Below are 14,837 nucleotides of genomic sequence, written 5' to 3'. Positions count from 1 at the left end.
CAGATGAACGAAAACAGTCTTGCTCCATCGGGGAGCCGCCACAAGGGAACAGAGAGATGAAATACCTAGCCCTCATCGCCGCCGCCGGGTCGCTGGCGGCTTTTGCCGCCCCCGCGCAGGCCGCCGAGCTCCCGGCGCCCGCGGCACCCGCCTTCGCGGGTGTCCACGACAGCAGCATGCCGATCGCACCGATCGCTGCATGGAACCGCGGCGACTGGGACGACGACTGGCGCGACCGCCGCGACCGGCGCCGCTGGCGTGATCGCGACCGCGACTGGGATCGCGGTGATCGTCGCTGGAGAGGTCGCGACCGCTACTGGCAGGGCCGTGACGGGCGCTGGCGCTGCCGCCGCGACGATGGCACGGTCGGCCTGCTGGTCGGTGCGGGTGTCGGCGCGCTGATCGGCCGCGAGATCGACCGCCGCGGCGACCGCACGCTCGGTACGGTGCTTGGCGCGGTTGGCGGCGGGTTGCTCGGCCGCGAAATCGACCGCGGCGGAGCGCGCTGCCGCTGATACCCTTACCTGACGTTACCGCGAACGTCGCCGGCCCCACCACCGGCGGCGTTCCCGGCTGTCAGGGCGGTGCCCGGCTGGTCCGCGTGCATGGCTTCCCCGATTGAAGCGTGCCGGCTGTGCTGGTAGCGACGCTGCCATGCTTTTCCTGACCGATTTCCCCGTATGACCCGCCCTGCCGTGCTCGTGACAGGCGGTGCGACCCGCATCGGTGCCGCCATCACCCGCGCCTTTGCCGATGCGGGCTGGCATGTGATCATCCATTATCGCAGCTCTGCCGCGCAGGCCGATGCGCTGGCAGCCAGCCTGCCCGCAGCCGAAACCGTCAGCTTCGACCTGGCCGATGACGATGCAGCGGTGGCGGCTATCCGCGCGCTCGCCAATCGCCTTCCCGACTGGCGCTGCCTCGTCAATTCGGCCTCGGTTTTCCATTATGACCCTGTAACCGCGCTCGATCCGGCAACGTATAGGGAAGCAATGCAGGTCAACGCTCTTGCCCCGGCCCGGATGGCCCAGACCTATCTCGCCCATGCGGCGAGCGCTGGCACGCGCGTGGTGATCCAGGTCACCGACATGAAAATTGAAAATACGAACCCCGATTTCTTCAGCTACACGATGTCCAAGCATGCTCTGGCGTCCACCATCGGCATGCTGGCCAAGGGTGCGCGCTCGCCGCAGGACAGGGTCTATGGCATCGCACCGGGCGCAATCCTTGCCAGCCATGACCAGCAGGAGGAGGAGACCGAGTTGTCGCACCGCATGAACCTGCTCGGCCGCAAGACCGGCGCACAGGAGATTGCGGGAGCCGCGCTGTTCCTGGCGGGCGGGACGCTGAAAAGCGGCGAAACGCTGTTCATCGATAGCGGCCAACACCTGCTTGACCAGCCGCGCGACGTGATCTGGCTGGCACGCGAACTCGCCGCCGCAGGACGCAGCGCGTGATGGGCCATGCGCTTTCCACCCGCCTGTGGCACTGGGTCAACGCCGCCGCGATCGTGGTGCTGTTCATGAGCGGGCTCAACATCTCCAACGCCCACCGCTACCTGTATTGGGGCAATTACGGCTTCGATCCGGCAGATGCCTGGGCGAAGGTGATCCGCTTTCCGGGCTGGGCGACGATCCCGCAGCGCTATGATCTGGCGGAGGCGCGCGACTGGCACATTCTCGCCGCCTGGCCCTTTGCGCTGGGGCTGGCGTTCATCTGGCTGGCAATGCTCGCCAACCGCCATTTCCGCCGCGATCTGGCCACACGTCCCGCAGACTGGACGCCGCGCGCCTTCATCGCCTCGCTGCGCACCCATTCAGGCGGCACGGCAGAGCATGGCTACAATGCGGTGCAGAAGATCCTCTACGGCCTAGTATTCGGGGTGCTGCTGCCCGGCATGGTTCTGACCGGGCTTGCGATCAGCCCCGGTATCGAGCCAGCCGCGCCATGGCTGGTCGAGCTGCTCGGCGGACGCCAGAGCGCGCGCTCGCTCCACTTCATCGTCGCCTGGGGGATTTTCGGCTTTGTCGTCCTCCATGTGGTGCTGGCGCTCGCCGACTGGCGCCGGATCGGGGCGATGGTGACTGGCGGGCGGGCGAAAGGGATTGCCGATGGTTGAGATCAGACGCCGCTCGCTCATCGCCGGGATCGCCGCGCTGGGCGCAGGGGCATGCTCCAAGATCGCCGACAGCGAGGCCGGGCGCAGCGTCTTCAAGGCCGCCGAAGGCTGGCACCGCGCCGCCCACCGCGCGCTTGCGGGCAGACAGGGGCTGGCGCCCGAATATGCACCCGAAGATCGCTCGCCCGGCTTCAAGGGCAATGGATCGATCACGGTCGACAGCGATTTCTACAGGCAGGAGCTGGCGAGCGGCTTTCCCGCATGGCGGCTGACCGTGGGCGGGCTGGTGGAACAGCCGCTCAGCCTCGGCCTAGCCGATATCCGCGCCCTGCCCCAGCGCAGCCAGATCACCCGCCACGATTGCGTCGAGGGCTGGAGCGCAATCGGCGAATGGACCGGGCCGCAGCTTGCCACACTGCTCGATGAGGCGAAGGTGCGCGAGGAAGCGAAGTTCATCCTCTTCCGCTGCGCCGATACGCTTTATGGCCGGCCCTATTACGAAAGCATCGACATGGTCGAGGCCTATCATCCGCAGACCATCATCGCCCATGCGCTGAACGGCGAGCCTCTACCCGAGAAGAACGGCGCTCCGCTGCGCGCCCGGATCGAACGGCAGCTGGGCTACAAGCACGCCAAATATCTGACTGGCATCGAAGCGGTCGCCAGTCTCGATGACATCGGTGCGGGCAAGGGCGGCTTCTGGGAGGATTTCGCGGGCTACCAGTGGTACGCGGGCATCTAGTCCGGCGGATAGATCCTGAGCATCGCCTGCCAGTCGGCGGCAATCATCTCCTCCAGCACGCCGAGGTCCACATCGGCCAGCTTGTTTATGTAAAGACAGCTCTTGCCCTCGGAATGCTTGCCGAGCCGGGCAAGGATCGCGGCGCGCTCGGTTGCCGCGGCGGCATCGCAATAGCCGCCGTTCAGGTAAAGCGAGTGCTTGGCCTTGCGCGGGCTGAAGCCGCTGCGCATCCAGTGGACCGCGCGCCCGCTTTCGTAGGTGGTGCGGTATTCGCCGTAGCCGATGATGGTCGGCCCCCACAGGCGCGGGCTTTCTCCGGTGACCTTGCGGAACAATGCGTCGAGCGCCTCGGCATCGGCGTGCTTGGCCGGCGGTTCGACCGCTTCGATGAAGGCCGCCACCGCCGCGGGATCCGCATTCATGCTCGTCGCAACCATGGCCAAATCCCCAACTTGGGCGCCAAGACCTTGCATGGCGTCGTCGCATCTCTATCACTGGAAAGCCCCCTTGCGAAAGGAGAACCATGAGCAAGGCCCTCCTCGGCCGCTTTCTTTCCCGCAGCGTCAGGCACGGTCGCCTCGGCGTCGTCTTCGCCGACGGCAGCGCGTCCACCTATGGCACCCCTTCGCCCGGCTTTCCCGAGATCGTTCTGCGTTTCACCGATGGCAAGGTGCCGCGCGACATCGTGATGGACCCGCGGCTTGGCGCAGCAGAGGCCTTCATGGACGGGCGGCTACTGATCGAGGAAGGCGACGTCATGGGCCTCGTCAGCCTGCTGCGCGCCAACAATTCGTGGGACAAGGGCGGCGATATCGGCAAGCCGAGCGTGCTCAAGCGGCTGGTCGGTCGCGCCAGCTTCGCTGCGGAGCAGATCAACAACAGGGTCGGCGCCAAGCAGAACGTCGCGCATCATTATGACATCGGCAACGCGCTCTATGCGCTGATGCTCGATGACGAGCATTGGCAATATTCCTGCGCCTACTGGGGCGAAGGCGTGACCACGCTGGCCGAGGCACAGGGCGCGAAACTCGCGCATATCGCAAAGAAACTGCACCTCTCGCCCGGTCAGGAGGTGCTCGATATCGGCTGCGGCTGGGGCGGCATGGCAATCCATCTCGCCAGGCATCACGATGTACGCGTGACCGGCATAACCCTGTCGGAAGAACAGGCCACCCTCGCCCGCGAACGGGTGGCGGCGGCAGGCGTCGCGGACAAGGTCAGCATCCTGCTCGAAGACTACCGCGACACCGCCGCTTCAGGCCGCAGGTTCGACCGGATCGTGTCGGTCGGCATGTTCGAACATGTCGGCCGCGCGCAGTTCGAAACTTTCTTCCAGGCCTGCGCCAACCTCTTGCAGGATGACGGCGTGATGCTGCTCCACACCATCGGGCGGATGGGCCGGCCCGGCACCACCGACGCCTTCACCCGCAAGTACATCTTTCCCGGCGGCTATATCCCTGCCCTGTCCGAGACACTCGCCGCGTCCGAGAAATTTCGCCTCATCGCCGCCGACATCGAGACGCTGCGGCTGCACTACGCCAAGACGATCCGGCAATGGTATGCCAACTGCATGGCCAACCGCGAGGCGATCATCGCGCTGAATGGCGAACGCTTCTTCCGGATGTGGACCTTCTATCTCGCCGGTGCGGCGACCGTCTTCGAGCACGGCAGCATGTGCAATTACCAGATCCAGTATGTGCGCAGCCGCCATGCCCTGCCGATCACGCGGGACTACCTGATCGGCAGCTGAGAAGCGGTTCAGCGAGCAGCGAGCAGCTTCACCGTGCCGTGATCGTCCATGTGATCGCCGTGGACATGATGCAGCCGCCCATCATGGATGAAGTCGACATGGGTGCCGTGCTGCACGCTCATGTGTTCCTCGCCCGCATGGCCATGCATGTGATCGTCGCTGGTAACGGTGGCGCTCAGTTCCTCGGCCTCGGGATTGACCGTGCTGACCTCCAGCGCATGTTCGTCGACATGCCCCGCGTGGCCGTGGTGCAGGTGCCCGTCATGCAGGAAATCGACATGGCCCGCATGTTCGAGCGCCTGGTGGCCGCAGCCCATGCCATGGGCATGGGCATCGTGCCCGGCGTGCAGCACCTCGTGCGCCATGACAGGAGTGGCTGCGAACGGCAGTGCGAGCGCGGCGAAAATCAGGGAACGGGTCATCGAACAAAACTCCACAATCGACGATCCCGCCTGCGGCATAGGCGCAGGGATGGCATAAGTCACGGAATTTATTATGATACTTTAACTCATTACATGGAGCGAGACGGGCAGCCACGCTGATCCATTGCCTCGCCGGGGCGGCGCTGATAGGGCGCGCCGCATCAATTCCTGCCCGATCTTAAGGATTCTCCGTCCATGGCCCAGCCCCAGAAAGTCGTCCTCGCCTATTCCGGCGGGCTCGATACCAGCGTCATCGCCAAGTGGCTGAGCGTGGAGCGCGGGCTGGAAGTCGTGACCTTCACCGCCGATCTGGGTCAGGGTGAGGAAATCGAACCCGCACGCGCCAAGGCCCGCGCCATGGGCATTCCCGACAAGCACATCTTCATCGAGGACCTGCGCGAGGAATTCGTGCGCGATTTCGTCTTCCCGATGATGCGCGCCAATGCCCGTTACGAGGGCGATTACCTGCTCGGCACCTCGATTGCGCGGCCCCTGATCTCCAAGCGCCTTGTCGAGATCGCGCATGAAACCGGCGCCGATTTCATCGCCCATGGCGCGACCGGCAAGGGCAATGATCAGGTGCGCTTCGAACTGTCAGCCTATGCGCTCGACCCGGACATCAAGGTGATCGCCCCGTGGCGCGAGTGGGATCTGACCAGCCGCACCGCGCTGATCGCCTGGGCGGAAAAGCACCAGATCCAGGTGCCCAAGGACAAACGGGGCGAAAGCCCCTTTTCCACCGATGCGAACCTGCTGCACACCTCGTCCGAGGGCAAGGTGCTCGAAGATCCGTGGGAAGAAACCCCGGACTATGTTTATTCGCGCACGGTCAATCCCGAGGACGCGCCGGATGTGCCCGAATACATCACGATCGAGTTTGCAAAGGGCGACGGCGTCGCGCTGAATGGCGATCCCATGTCGCCTGCCACGCTGCTGGCCGCGCTCAACGAGCTTGGCCGCAAACACGGTATCGGGCGCCTCGATCTGGTCGAGAACCGCTTTGTCGGCATGAAGAGCCGCGGGATGTATGAAACCCCCGGCGGCGAGATATACGCCCGCGCGCATCGCGGGATCGAGCAGATCACGCTTGATCGCGGCGCGGCTCATCTCAAGGACGAGCTGATGCCGCGCTATGCCGAGCTGATCTATAACGGCTTCTGGTTCAGCCCCGAGCGCGAGATGCTGCAAGCCGCGATCGACCACTCGCAGGACAAGGTCACCGGCACGGTGCGGCTGAAGCTCTATAAGGGGCTGGCGAGCGTGGTCGGCCGCAAGTCGCCCTACTCGCTCTATTCCGAGGCGCACGTTACCTTCGAGGATGACGCCGGGGCTTACGACCAGAAGGACGCGGAAGGCTTCATCAAGCTCAACGGGCTGCGGCTGCGGTTGCTGGCTCGCCGCAACCGCGACGCCTGACCCAGCCGGACAGCGATTCGGGGCGAGTCGCGGGTCTGAGACGGCGACACGCCCGCCGCAATATGACAATTTCGGGACGGTTTCGTTCCCCGCCGATCGCGCATTTCGTGACAAATGCGACGAAGCGTTGATTTATCCACTCCCGTCCACAGGTGATCGGGGCAAAAGTGGAAAACTCGGGGTTGCAGATGTTGCCAGATCGCCGGTTGAGGCGCACTTTCAACTTGTCTTCGGGACACGAAGCAACCGGAACGGAAAGCCGCAAGGCCTTGAAGTAACCGGAGTTTTGATCCCAAGGATGGCGGTGGCAACTGTCCACGCGCCTGTCGAGAGAGGGCATGCAAGAAGCTTCGGCCAAATGCAAGTCGGCTCGTTTGAGGCAGGAGCGACGCTATGCCGCCGGACAGGCCGGGAACCTGGCCGGATCGGGTGATGGAACCGCGCGCAAGCACGGCTCCGCCGCAAGCCCGGATCGGTAAAGGGACACGGTCTCGGCCAAGCGACTGCGCAAGGCAGCGGACATCGGAGGCTTCGGGCTTCGAACGGACGCAGCAGGGCAGAAGCGAAAGCCGGATGCCGGCGCGAGCGCCGGTGACAAATCTCTGGCAATGCCTGTCGCAAGACCGGGCGGTCGGAGGCTAGACATCGGGCGCCAAGTATACCCTGGCGCGAAAGATGCGGAAGGTTCGCCGGAAGCATCGTGAGCAAAGGGTGTCCACGCGCTGGTGAGAGTGGGGTCGGCAGCAATGCCGGCCCCATTTGCTTTGGGCAGCGCCCCCAGGTGGCCGATTCGCAGGGTCTTTCGCTCGCCGCCCAGCCCGCCTGCGGCGCAACGTTTCGCCGCAAATCCCTCACGCTTCATGCCGCAATGGCACTTCGGTGACGACGACACGTTGCCTGGATTTGCCTTTTTCAACGCTTCCGACCTAGGCGCTCAAGCCATGCGGACGGGAATTCGCCTCGATAGCTCTGGAAGCCGCGGCCTGCGTGCCGCACTCATCGCCAGCGCGCTCGGCATGGCTCCGCTCGCCGCCTCGACGGCAGCGACACCCGCCGATGGCGCGATGCCGGTCGAAGCCGGCACCGCCGCCGCAGAATTGTCCGCCGAAATCGTGCCGCTTGTCGAAGCCCCGCTGGCCGACACCTCGGACGATCCGGGCGCCGAACAGGCCGCCACCACCCCGCTCGGCACCGGCACCGCCTCCTACTACGGGCGCAAGTTCCACGGCCGCCGCACCGCCAGCGGTGAGACATTCGACATGGGCGCGATGACCGCCGCCCACCGCACCCTGCCCTTCGGCAGCCTCGTGCGGGTCACCAACCCCGCCAACGGCCGCAGCGTCACCGTGCGCATCAATGATCGCGGCCCCTTCAGCCGCGGCCGGGTGATCGACGTCAGCCGCGCCGCCGCCGAGGAGCTCGGCCTGATCACCCGGGGCCACGCCCCGGTCGCGCTTGAACTGATCGGGGGCTGAGGCGCTCTCGCCTTCGTCCCCCTCTTGCGAAGCCGCACCGCGCCGCTAGGACGGCACGTTCGCCGGACGGACCATCCTCCGGCGTGACAATCCGTAACCGGGGGTGCTGCAGGCGTGACGCTAGCTCTGATCCTGCTCTATGTTTTTGCACAGGTGCTGCTCGCCGCCTGGGCGGGACGCGGGGCGAAGTCCGATGCCGACTACCTCGTCGCCGGACGCAGCCTCGGACCGTTTGCGGTCGCGATGAGCCTGTTCGCCACATGGTTCGCCTCCGAAAGCCTGATCGCCACCTCCTCCGAGGTCGCCAATGACGGGCTGGCGGGCGCGCGCACCGAGCCTTTCGCCTATGCGCTGGGCATCCTCGCCATCGCGCTGTTCTTCGCCCATCGCCTGCGGAGCGGCGGCTACATCACCATCGCCGATTTCCTGCGCGCCCGGTTCGGGCCGGGGACAGAGCTGCTGGCCGCAGGCGTCATCGCGCTCAGCGCCACCACCTGGTCCGCCGCCCAGCTCTATGCCTTCGCCACGATCATCGCCGCGGCCTCGCCCTTCGATTTCCCGGTGGCGCTTGCCGGAGCGACCCTGCTGGTGCTCACCTACACCCTGTTCGGCGGCCTCGCAGGCGATGTGGTGACCGACATCGTGCAAGGGGTGATCATGATCGCCGCGATGCTGGTGCTGGCCTTCCTGATGTTCGACGCCCACGGCGGCATCGCCCCTGCCATCGCCAGCGTTCGGGCCGAGGCGTGGTCCTTCTCCCTGCCAGACGAAAGCTGGACCGCGTGGGCCGAGCTCTGGCTCATCCCCATCGCCGGGACCATGGTCAGCCAGGAGGCGCTCGCCCGCACCCTTGCCGCGCGTTCTCCGGAGGTCGCCCGACGGGGCGCGCTGGCGGGGGCGGGGATCTACCTCTGCGTCGGCCTCATCCCTGTCAGCTTCGGGCTGTTCGGCCCCTCGCTGGCCCCGGTGCTGGGGGTCGAGCTGGGTGCGGACGAGGCCTTCCTGCCCTCGCTCGCCAGCGCGCTGTTCCCCTCGTGGCTCTACATCATCTTCACCGGCGCGCTGCTCTCGGCGATCCTCTCCTCGGTGGACTCCGCGCTGCTGGCGGTGTCGGCGGTGGCGACCGAGAGCGGGTATCGCCGCATCGACCCCGATGCTTCCCCGCGCACCATGCTGCGCGCCGCGAGAGGCGCGACGGTGATCGCGGGGGTGGTGGCCGCGCTGGTCGCCGCCTCGGGCGAGAGCTTGCGCGACCTCGTGCTCGACGCCGGAGCGATTGCCGCGGTGCTGGCGGTGCCGATCATCATGGGCCTCGCCGGACGGGGCCTCGGCACCCGTGCGGGGCTGGCGGCGATCGTGGTGCAGGTGGCGGTGCTGGGCGTGCTCGACTGGATGCTGGGGATCGAGGGCGCCTTCCTGTGGATGATCGCGAGCGGGCTGGCGGTGTTCGCCGGAGCCACCTGGGCGGAGCGGCGGGCGCTGCGTGTGGTGCGTGCCGAAGCGGGTCGAAAACGGCAACGAGGCGGCAATGAAGCGCCAATGACCGGGGTCAAAAGGGGGTATGAGAGGGCGCGAAAGCGACCAAAACGCCCCTAGCGAGGGGGTTGGCGGGGAATGTTTCACGCTTAGGGCGTTGAATTTGCGTACTTAAAAATGTTTCACGGCTGAATGAGCGCCGTGTGTGGTGCCGGAGTGGCCTTTTGCAGGGCCGCCGCAAGGCCCGTCAGGGCTGAGGACGGCCTAGCGGGCGGAGGCCCGTGCTGGCGCTTGCGGCGAGCCAACGCGCGCGGGAGGGTATGTCGGGGGTGGGGGTGTAGGAAAGGTACTTAAGTCCTTCCTTGGCCTTCGTCCTCTTCCTCATCATTCCAACCGTCCGGCACCTCAAGGTCGGCAAAAACATCTTCATACCGATCTTTCAACTCGGAAAGTGCTTCCTGCTCTGTTGCATCATACTTTAGCCGCTCCTGCACGAACGAAAGGCGGGCGAAATTGTCGTCCAGCACTTCCCCCCAAGTCTTGATCCCAATGCGGACACGGTCGTCGTTCCTGATCAACCGAGATCTTTGGTTAGGCCCACCCGAGATACGGCCCTCAACGTATCGATCATACTCGTCGGCGATCAACCAGAAATGCCATCTGATCCCAGGCACTCGATGAAACCTCTCATCGTGAGCCACTGCATCCGCATATTTTTCAATTTGAACGACATGATCAGAATTTAATTTTACTTTGGGGGCTTTGATTTCTACGACTAAGTTATCATATTCATCGGCAGCACCAACTTTATTAGTTCTACCTAGAACCAAATCAACAATCCCACGATTTTTATCTAAGATCTTGACCCTATCATCAACAACACAATTGTCTCCAAGTAAACTTAGGCACGCCTTAAGAACATTGGTAAGCTCCTTATCGCTAGCCCAAAGATTATATCTTTCACCGAAAACCCACGTGTTTGCCTCAAGGATTTTATGTAGTTGCGATCTCTCCTTAACAAGTTTCTTTAATTCTTGATCGAACAAGATCGATCGCAAAGCCGTAAGAAACTTAATCCGCTCCCCCACAACAGCCGCTGCACTAATTATATCTGATAGCTCGGAATGATTTAACAGATTTGCAAGTTCAGCTTGCTTCTTTTTCGGAAGCTTCAAAACTTCACTTAATATTCTTTGAAGATCATCTGGACTACGCTCAATTGCGTGTTTGAGTAATTGAAGGTGGAGCGCCTTGGCTTGGACTGGCGTCTCTTCGAACTCTGGAACAGAGGTGCTGACGGCTACAGCAACCGTTTCAAACATCTGCCGCTCAGCACGGTCGATACTGTCCTTAGGCTCCCCCTCGTATGGATAGACTTTCTCGGCCTTCCATGTCTCGACCAGAGATTTCCCTGCTTCCTTTCCCTTCGCACGAAAATGTGACTTAATTGCCTGTCGAGCGTCGGAGACAGCCTTCCGTACCTCAGGTCGATCTCCCACCGATACTACGTCTGCTGCATCGACGACCTTCGGAAAGTAATCTGACTGAATGTACGCCGAAAAATCTCCGTTCTCCGCATGAACCTTCCCATCGAGCTGTAGGACGGGGAACCCCTTTTCATTAGCCAAAAACAGCAACCTACGCGTTTTCGTATTCCATTCGATTATGGTTAATGAACATGGAAATGATTCCCCATCGTCAACGATGTGAGGGAGTTCATGATTGGTCTGATCTGAAATTGCGATTAATGGATCGAGATCACTACCGTCGATTTCAATCGACGCATCTCGATACGACATCAGGTAAACAGCGAATACCTGAGAGAAGTATTCGATCGCTTCAACCGATCTGATTTTTTCTACATTTTTCTTCGGATTTCGTACATGGACGACAGTCCCAGTAGCCCGATCTGTTTCAACAGGCTCTGAGATAGCAACGATATTAGGCGCCTGCTCATCAAGCCATATGTTGAACTTGTACCGTTTACCGTTGTCCTCGTACACGGTGTCCCACTGAATTTGGGTTCCAAGGGAAAGAGCACGGAAGCGCCCCCTACCTTCTTTGCCGTGGAGTTCACGGCGCCGCTTCGATGTAAGCTTCTTTACACCCTTCCATGAGCCTCCGAGACTCCTGAATAAGGTCGGCGCTTCGGAGTGGGCTATCCCAGTCCCATCATCGATAATCCTAATTCTGTCTGGGATGCCAAGGCCACCCCAGTCAATCTTCACGGATACAGACTGCGCATCGGCATCTAGAGCGTTCCAAATGAGTTCAGCCAGACCAGTCTCAATGCTGCTTTTGCTTTGCCGTGCGATGAAGTCGGGCTTGACTTCAAGCTCATAGGTTTGCTCGCTCATCGTCCCATGGCCCTCAAAATCAATTGGTTTCGCTGTGGTTGGCGCAATCCCAACGAGGAATCAACGCGAAAGCTTACCACGTTTGAGCGGCGTGTTCGGCGGAGTCACCGCCCCAACAAAGGCGCAAGGTACTGCCCCGTAAACGACCTCGGCTCCTTGACGACCTGTTCGGGAGTGCCAGCGGCAACCACCTCCCCGCCCCGCACCCCCCCCTCAGGCCCGAGATCGATAATCCAGTCCGCGGTCTTGATCACGTCGAGGTTGTGCTCGATCACCACCACCGAATTGCCGCCCTCCACCAGCCGGTGCAGCACTTCGAGCAGCTTCCTCACATCCTCGAAGTGCAGACCCGTGGTCGGCTCGTCCAGAATATAGAGCGTCTGTCCGGTGCTGCGGCGGGCGAGTTCCTTGGCGAGTTTCACCCGCTGCGCCTCGCCGCCTGACAGGGTCGTCGCCTGCTGGCCGACCTTGACGTAGCCGAGGCCGACCTCGTTCAGCATCCGCATCTTCTCGCGGATCGCAGGCACGGCCTTGAAGAACTCCTCGGCGTCCTCGATCGTCATGTCGAGCACGTCGGCGATCGAGTGGCCCTTGAACTTCACCTCCAGCGTCTCGCGGTTGTAGCGCTTGCCGTGGCATTCCTCGCAGGTGACGTAGACATCGGGGAGGAAGTGCATCTCGATCTTGATGAGGCCGTCGCCCTGGCACTTCTCGCAGCGGCCGCCCTTGACGTTGAAGGAGAAGCGGCCGGGCTTGTAGCCGCGCGCCTGCGATTCCGGGAGGCCGGCGAACCAGTCGCGGATCTGGGTGAAGGCGCCGGTGTAGGTGGCGGGGTTGGAGCGCGGCGTGCGGCCGATGGGGGACTGGTCGATCTCGATCACCTTGTCGCAATATTCGAGGCCGGTGATCTCGTCATGCGCGCCCGCGATCACCCGCGCGCCGTTGAGCACCCGCGCTGCGCCCGCCTGCAGGGTGTCGATGGTGAGCGAGGATTTGCCGCTCCCCGAAACGCCGGTGATGCAGGTAAAGGTGCCAAGCGGGATTTTCGCGGTGACGCCTTTCAGGTTGTTGGCGCGCGCGTTCTTCACCTCGATGAAGTGCCCGTTGCCCTTGCGGCGCCTGGCCGGCACCTCGATACGGCGTTTGCCGGTGAGGTAGTCGGCGGTGAGCGAGCCCTTGGCCTTGAGGATCTGCTTGAGCGTCCCCTGCGCCACCACCTCGCCGCCATGCACCCCAGCACCGGGGCCGAGGTCGACGATATGGTCGGCGGCGCGGATCGCGTCCTCGTCATGCTCCACCACGATCACCGTATTGCCGAGATCGCGCAGGCGTTTGAGGGTTTCGAGCAGCCGGTCATTGTCGCGCTGGTGGAGGCCAATGCTGGGTTCATCCAGCACGTAGAGCACGCCCGACAGGCCTGAGCCGATCTGCGAGGCGAGGCGGATGCGCTGGCTCTCCCCGCCCGACAGGGTGCCGCTGGTGCGGTCGAGGTTGAGGTAGTCGAGGCCGACATTGTCGAGGAAGCCCAGCCGCTCGTTGATCTCCTTCAGGATCGCGCGGGCGATCTGCGATTGCTGCGGCGTCAGATGCGCGTCGAGCGCGAGGAACCACGCCTTGGCATCGGCGACGCTCATCTGCACGGGCGTGGCGATGTCGGTCCCGGCGACCTTCACGCTCAAGGCCTTCTCGTTCAATCGCTTGCCGCCGCACACCTCGCAAGGCTGCGCAGTCTGATACTTGGAGAGCTCCTCCTGCATCCACGCGCTTTCGGTCTGCATCATGCGGCGGTTGAGGTTGCCGATCACGCCCTCGAAGGCCTTGTTGACGGTGTATTCGCGCCGCCCGTCCTTGAAGGTCAGCGGCACCGGCAGGCCGTTCGTGCCGTGGAGGATGATCATCTTCTGGTCGGGCTCCAGATCCTTCCATGGGGTGGTGAGATCGAAATCATAGGCCTTGGCGAGGCTGGCGAGCACCTGCATGTAATAGGGTGACGGCGGGTTGGACTTGGCCCAGGGCACCACCGCGCCCTGCTTGAGGGTCAGGGCCTCGTTGGGCACTACCAGCTGCGGGTCGAACAGCTGCTTTTCCCCGATCCCGTCGCAGGCGGCGCAGGCTCCCTGGGGGGCGTTGAAGGAGAACAGGCGGGGTTCGATCTCCTCGATGGTGAAGCCGCTGACGGGACAGGCGAATTTCTCGGAGAAGACGATGCGGTTGGCCGGCAGGCCTGCGCCCTTCATCGCGCCCCCCTTGTTATTGGCCTGCTCTTCCGTCTCGCGCCCCGGCACCACGCCGTCCGCCAGATCGACATAGGCCAATCCCTCGGCCAGCTTCAGGGCGGTTTCGAAGGAGTCCGCCAGCCGCGTCTCGATGCCTTCGCGCACCGCGATCCGGTCGACCACCACTTCGATGTCGTGCTTGTATTTCTTGTCGAGCGCCGGGGCCTCTTCGATCGGGTAGATCTCCCCGTCGATCCGCACGCGGGTGAAGCCGGCGCGCTGCCATTCGGCCAGCTCCTTGCGGTATTCGCCCTTGCGCCCGCGAACGACGGGCGCGAGCAGATAGGCGCGGGTGCCTTCGGACAAGGCCATCACCCGATCGACCATCTGGCTGACGGTCTGGGCGGAAATCGGCTCTCCGGTGGCAGGCGAATAGGGAACGCCCACCCGCGCCCACAAAAGCCGCATGTAGTCATAGATCTCGGTCACCGTCGCGACCGTTGAGCGCGGGTTGCGGCTGGTGGTCTTCTGTTCGATGGAAATGGCGGGGCTGAGCCCGTCGATATGCTCGACATCGGGCTTCTGCATCATCTCCAGGAACTGGCGCGCATAGGCGCTCAGCGATTCCACGTAACGCCGCTGTCCCTCGGCATAGATGGTGTCGAAGGCGAGGCTCGACTTGCCGCTGCCGGACAGGCCCGTGACCACGATCAGCGCATCGCGCGGCAGATCGATATCAATGCCCTTGAGGTTGTGTTCGCGCGCACCGCGCACGGAGATGGTGGTAAGGCTCATGGGCGTGACGTGTTCCGGAAATGTTCGCGTAGGTCAAGGGAAGTGGCGAGGTGTCCACTGCCACCTGCG

12 protein-coding genes are annotated in these 14,837 nt (G+C 63.3%); 8 read left to right on the top strand and 4 right to left on the bottom strand.

Annotation, left to right across the window (positions count from 1 at the left end):
- Window positions 1-56 precede the first annotated feature (56 nt).
- From I603_RS02285 to I603_RS02270, 4 genes are all read left to right on the top strand, one after another.
- On the top strand, window positions 57-515 hold the full coding sequence (locus I603_RS02285) for a glycine zipper 2TM domain-containing protein (RefSeq protein WP_068862182.1): 459 nt from the start codon (window positions 57-59) through the stop codon (window positions 513-515).
- 165 nt (window positions 516-680) lie between these two features.
- Window positions 681-1,457 (top strand): SDR family oxidoreductase, encoded by a 777-nt coding sequence (locus I603_RS02280; protein ID WP_068862181.1) that lies wholly within the window; start codon window positions 681-683, stop codon window positions 1,455-1,457.
- Window positions 1,454-2,119, top strand: coding sequence for a cytochrome b/b6 domain-containing protein (locus I603_RS02275; protein ID WP_086621833.1), 666 nt, complete (start codon window positions 1,454-1,456; stop codon window positions 2,117-2,119). The genes I603_RS02280 and I603_RS02275 overlap by 4 nt, the downstream gene beginning before the upstream one ends.
- Window positions 2,112-2,861, top strand: coding sequence for a molybdopterin-dependent oxidoreductase (locus I603_RS02270; protein WP_068862179.1), 750 nt, complete (start codon window positions 2,112-2,114; stop codon window positions 2,859-2,861). Before I603_RS02275 ends, I603_RS02270 begins: the two co-directional genes overlap by 8 nt.
- On the opposite strand, the gene I603_RS02265 is transcribed toward I603_RS02270, so the two are convergent.
- Window positions 2,858-3,283 (bottom strand): DUF1801 domain-containing protein, encoded by a 426-nt coding sequence (locus I603_RS02265; protein WP_232305218.1) that lies wholly within the window; start codon window positions 3,281-3,283, stop codon window positions 2,858-2,860. The genes I603_RS02270 and I603_RS02265 overlap by 4 nt on opposite strands.
- Before the next feature lie 101 nt (window positions 3,284-3,384).
- On the opposite strand from I603_RS02265, the gene I603_RS02260 reads away from it, so the two are divergent.
- Window positions 3,385-4,611, top strand: a complete 1,227-nt coding sequence (locus I603_RS02260; protein WP_068862177.1) for an SAM-dependent methyltransferase — start codon at window positions 3,385-3,387, stop codon at window positions 4,609-4,611.
- Window positions 4,612-4,619: 8 nt separating this feature from the next.
- Here the strand turns inward: I603_RS02260 and I603_RS02255 are convergent, their stop codons facing one another.
- On the bottom strand, window positions 4,620-5,033 hold the full coding sequence (locus tag I603_RS02255) for a hypothetical protein (protein WP_198157204.1): 414 nt from the start codon (window positions 5,031-5,033) through the stop codon (window positions 4,620-4,622).
- A 195-nt stretch (window positions 5,034-5,228) separates the two neighbouring features.
- Here I603_RS02255 and I603_RS02250 point away from each other — a divergent pair, with 195 nt between their 5' ends.
- From I603_RS02250 to I603_RS02240, 3 genes are all read left to right on the top strand, one after another.
- A complete protein-coding gene (locus tag I603_RS02250) occupies window positions 5,229-6,449 on the top strand; it encodes an argininosuccinate synthase (RefSeq protein WP_068862176.1) in 1,221 nt (406 codons plus the stop codon).
- A gap of 941 nt (window positions 6,450-7,390) precedes the next feature.
- Complete coding sequence (locus I603_RS02245; protein ID WP_068862503.1) at window positions 7,391-7,924, top strand: septal ring lytic transglycosylase RlpA family protein; 534 nt, start codon at window positions 7,391-7,393, stop codon at window positions 7,922-7,924.
- A gap of 114 nt (window positions 7,925-8,038) precedes the next feature.
- The gene (locus tag I603_RS02240) at window positions 8,039-9,520 is read left to right on the top strand and encodes a sodium:solute symporter family transporter (protein ID WP_068862175.1); all 1,482 of its coding nucleotides are present in this window, start codon (window positions 8,039-8,041) and stop codon (window positions 9,518-9,520) included.
- 230 nt (window positions 9,521-9,750) lie between these two features.
- Here the strand turns inward: I603_RS02240 and I603_RS02235 are convergent, their stop codons facing one another.
- Complete coding sequence (locus I603_RS02235; RefSeq protein WP_068862174.1) at window positions 9,751-11,757, bottom strand: ATP-binding protein; 2,007 nt, start codon at window positions 11,755-11,757, stop codon at window positions 9,751-9,753.
- A 104-nt stretch (window positions 11,758-11,861) separates the two neighbouring features.
- Entirely contained in the window at window positions 11,862-14,768 is a 2,907-nt protein-coding gene (gene uvrA, locus I603_RS02230; protein ID WP_068862173.1) for an excinuclease ABC subunit UvrA, read from the bottom strand.
- Between the last annotated feature and the right edge of the window lie 69 nt (window positions 14,769-14,837).

Source organism: Erythrobacter dokdonensis DSW-74 (genome assembly GCF_001677335.1).
GTDB lineage: Bacteria > Pseudomonadota > Alphaproteobacteria > Sphingomonadales > Sphingomonadaceae > Erythrobacter > Erythrobacter dokdonensis.
The sequence above is the reverse complement of the archived record's forward strand: the minus strand, read 5'-3'. Positions and strand labels throughout refer to the sequence as shown.

Excerpts from the sequence above, each read along its gene's own strand:
- I603_RS02260 (WP_068862177.1), top strand. The coding sequence starts at position 3,385 with ATGAGCAAGGCCCTCCTCGGCCGCTTTCTTTCCCGCAGCGTCAGGCAC.
- I603_RS02285 (WP_068862182.1), top strand. The coding sequence starts at position 57 with ATGAAATACCTAGCCCTCATCGCCGCCGCCGGGTCGCTGGCGGCTTTT.
- I603_RS02280 (WP_068862181.1), top strand. The coding sequence starts at position 681 with ATGACCCGCCCTGCCGTGCTCGTGACAGGCGGTGCGACCCGCATCGGT.
- I603_RS02270 (WP_068862179.1), top strand. The coding sequence starts at position 2,112 with ATGGTTGAGATCAGACGCCGCTCGCTCATCGCCGGGATCGCCGCGCTG.
- I603_RS02265 (WP_232305218.1), bottom strand. The coding sequence starts at position 3,283 with ATGAATGCGGATCCCGCGGCGGTGGCGGCCTTCATCGAAGCGGTCGAA.
- I603_RS02235 (WP_068862174.1), bottom strand. The coding sequence starts at position 11,757 with ATGAGCGAGCAAACCTATGAGCTTGAAGTCAAGCCCGACTTCATCGCA.
- I603_RS02245 (WP_068862503.1), top strand. The coding sequence starts at position 7,391 with ATGCGGACGGGAATTCGCCTCGATAGCTCTGGAAGCCGCGGCCTGCGT.
- uvrA (WP_068862173.1), bottom strand. The coding sequence starts at position 14,768 with ATGAGCCTTACCACCATCTCCGTGCGCGGTGCGCGCGAACACAACCTC.
- I603_RS02255 (WP_198157204.1), bottom strand. The coding sequence starts at position 5,033 with ATGACCCGTTCCCTGATTTTCGCCGCGCTCGCACTGCCGTTCGCAGCC.
- I603_RS02250 (WP_068862176.1), top strand. The coding sequence starts at position 5,229 with ATGGCCCAGCCCCAGAAAGTCGTCCTCGCCTATTCCGGCGGGCTCGAT.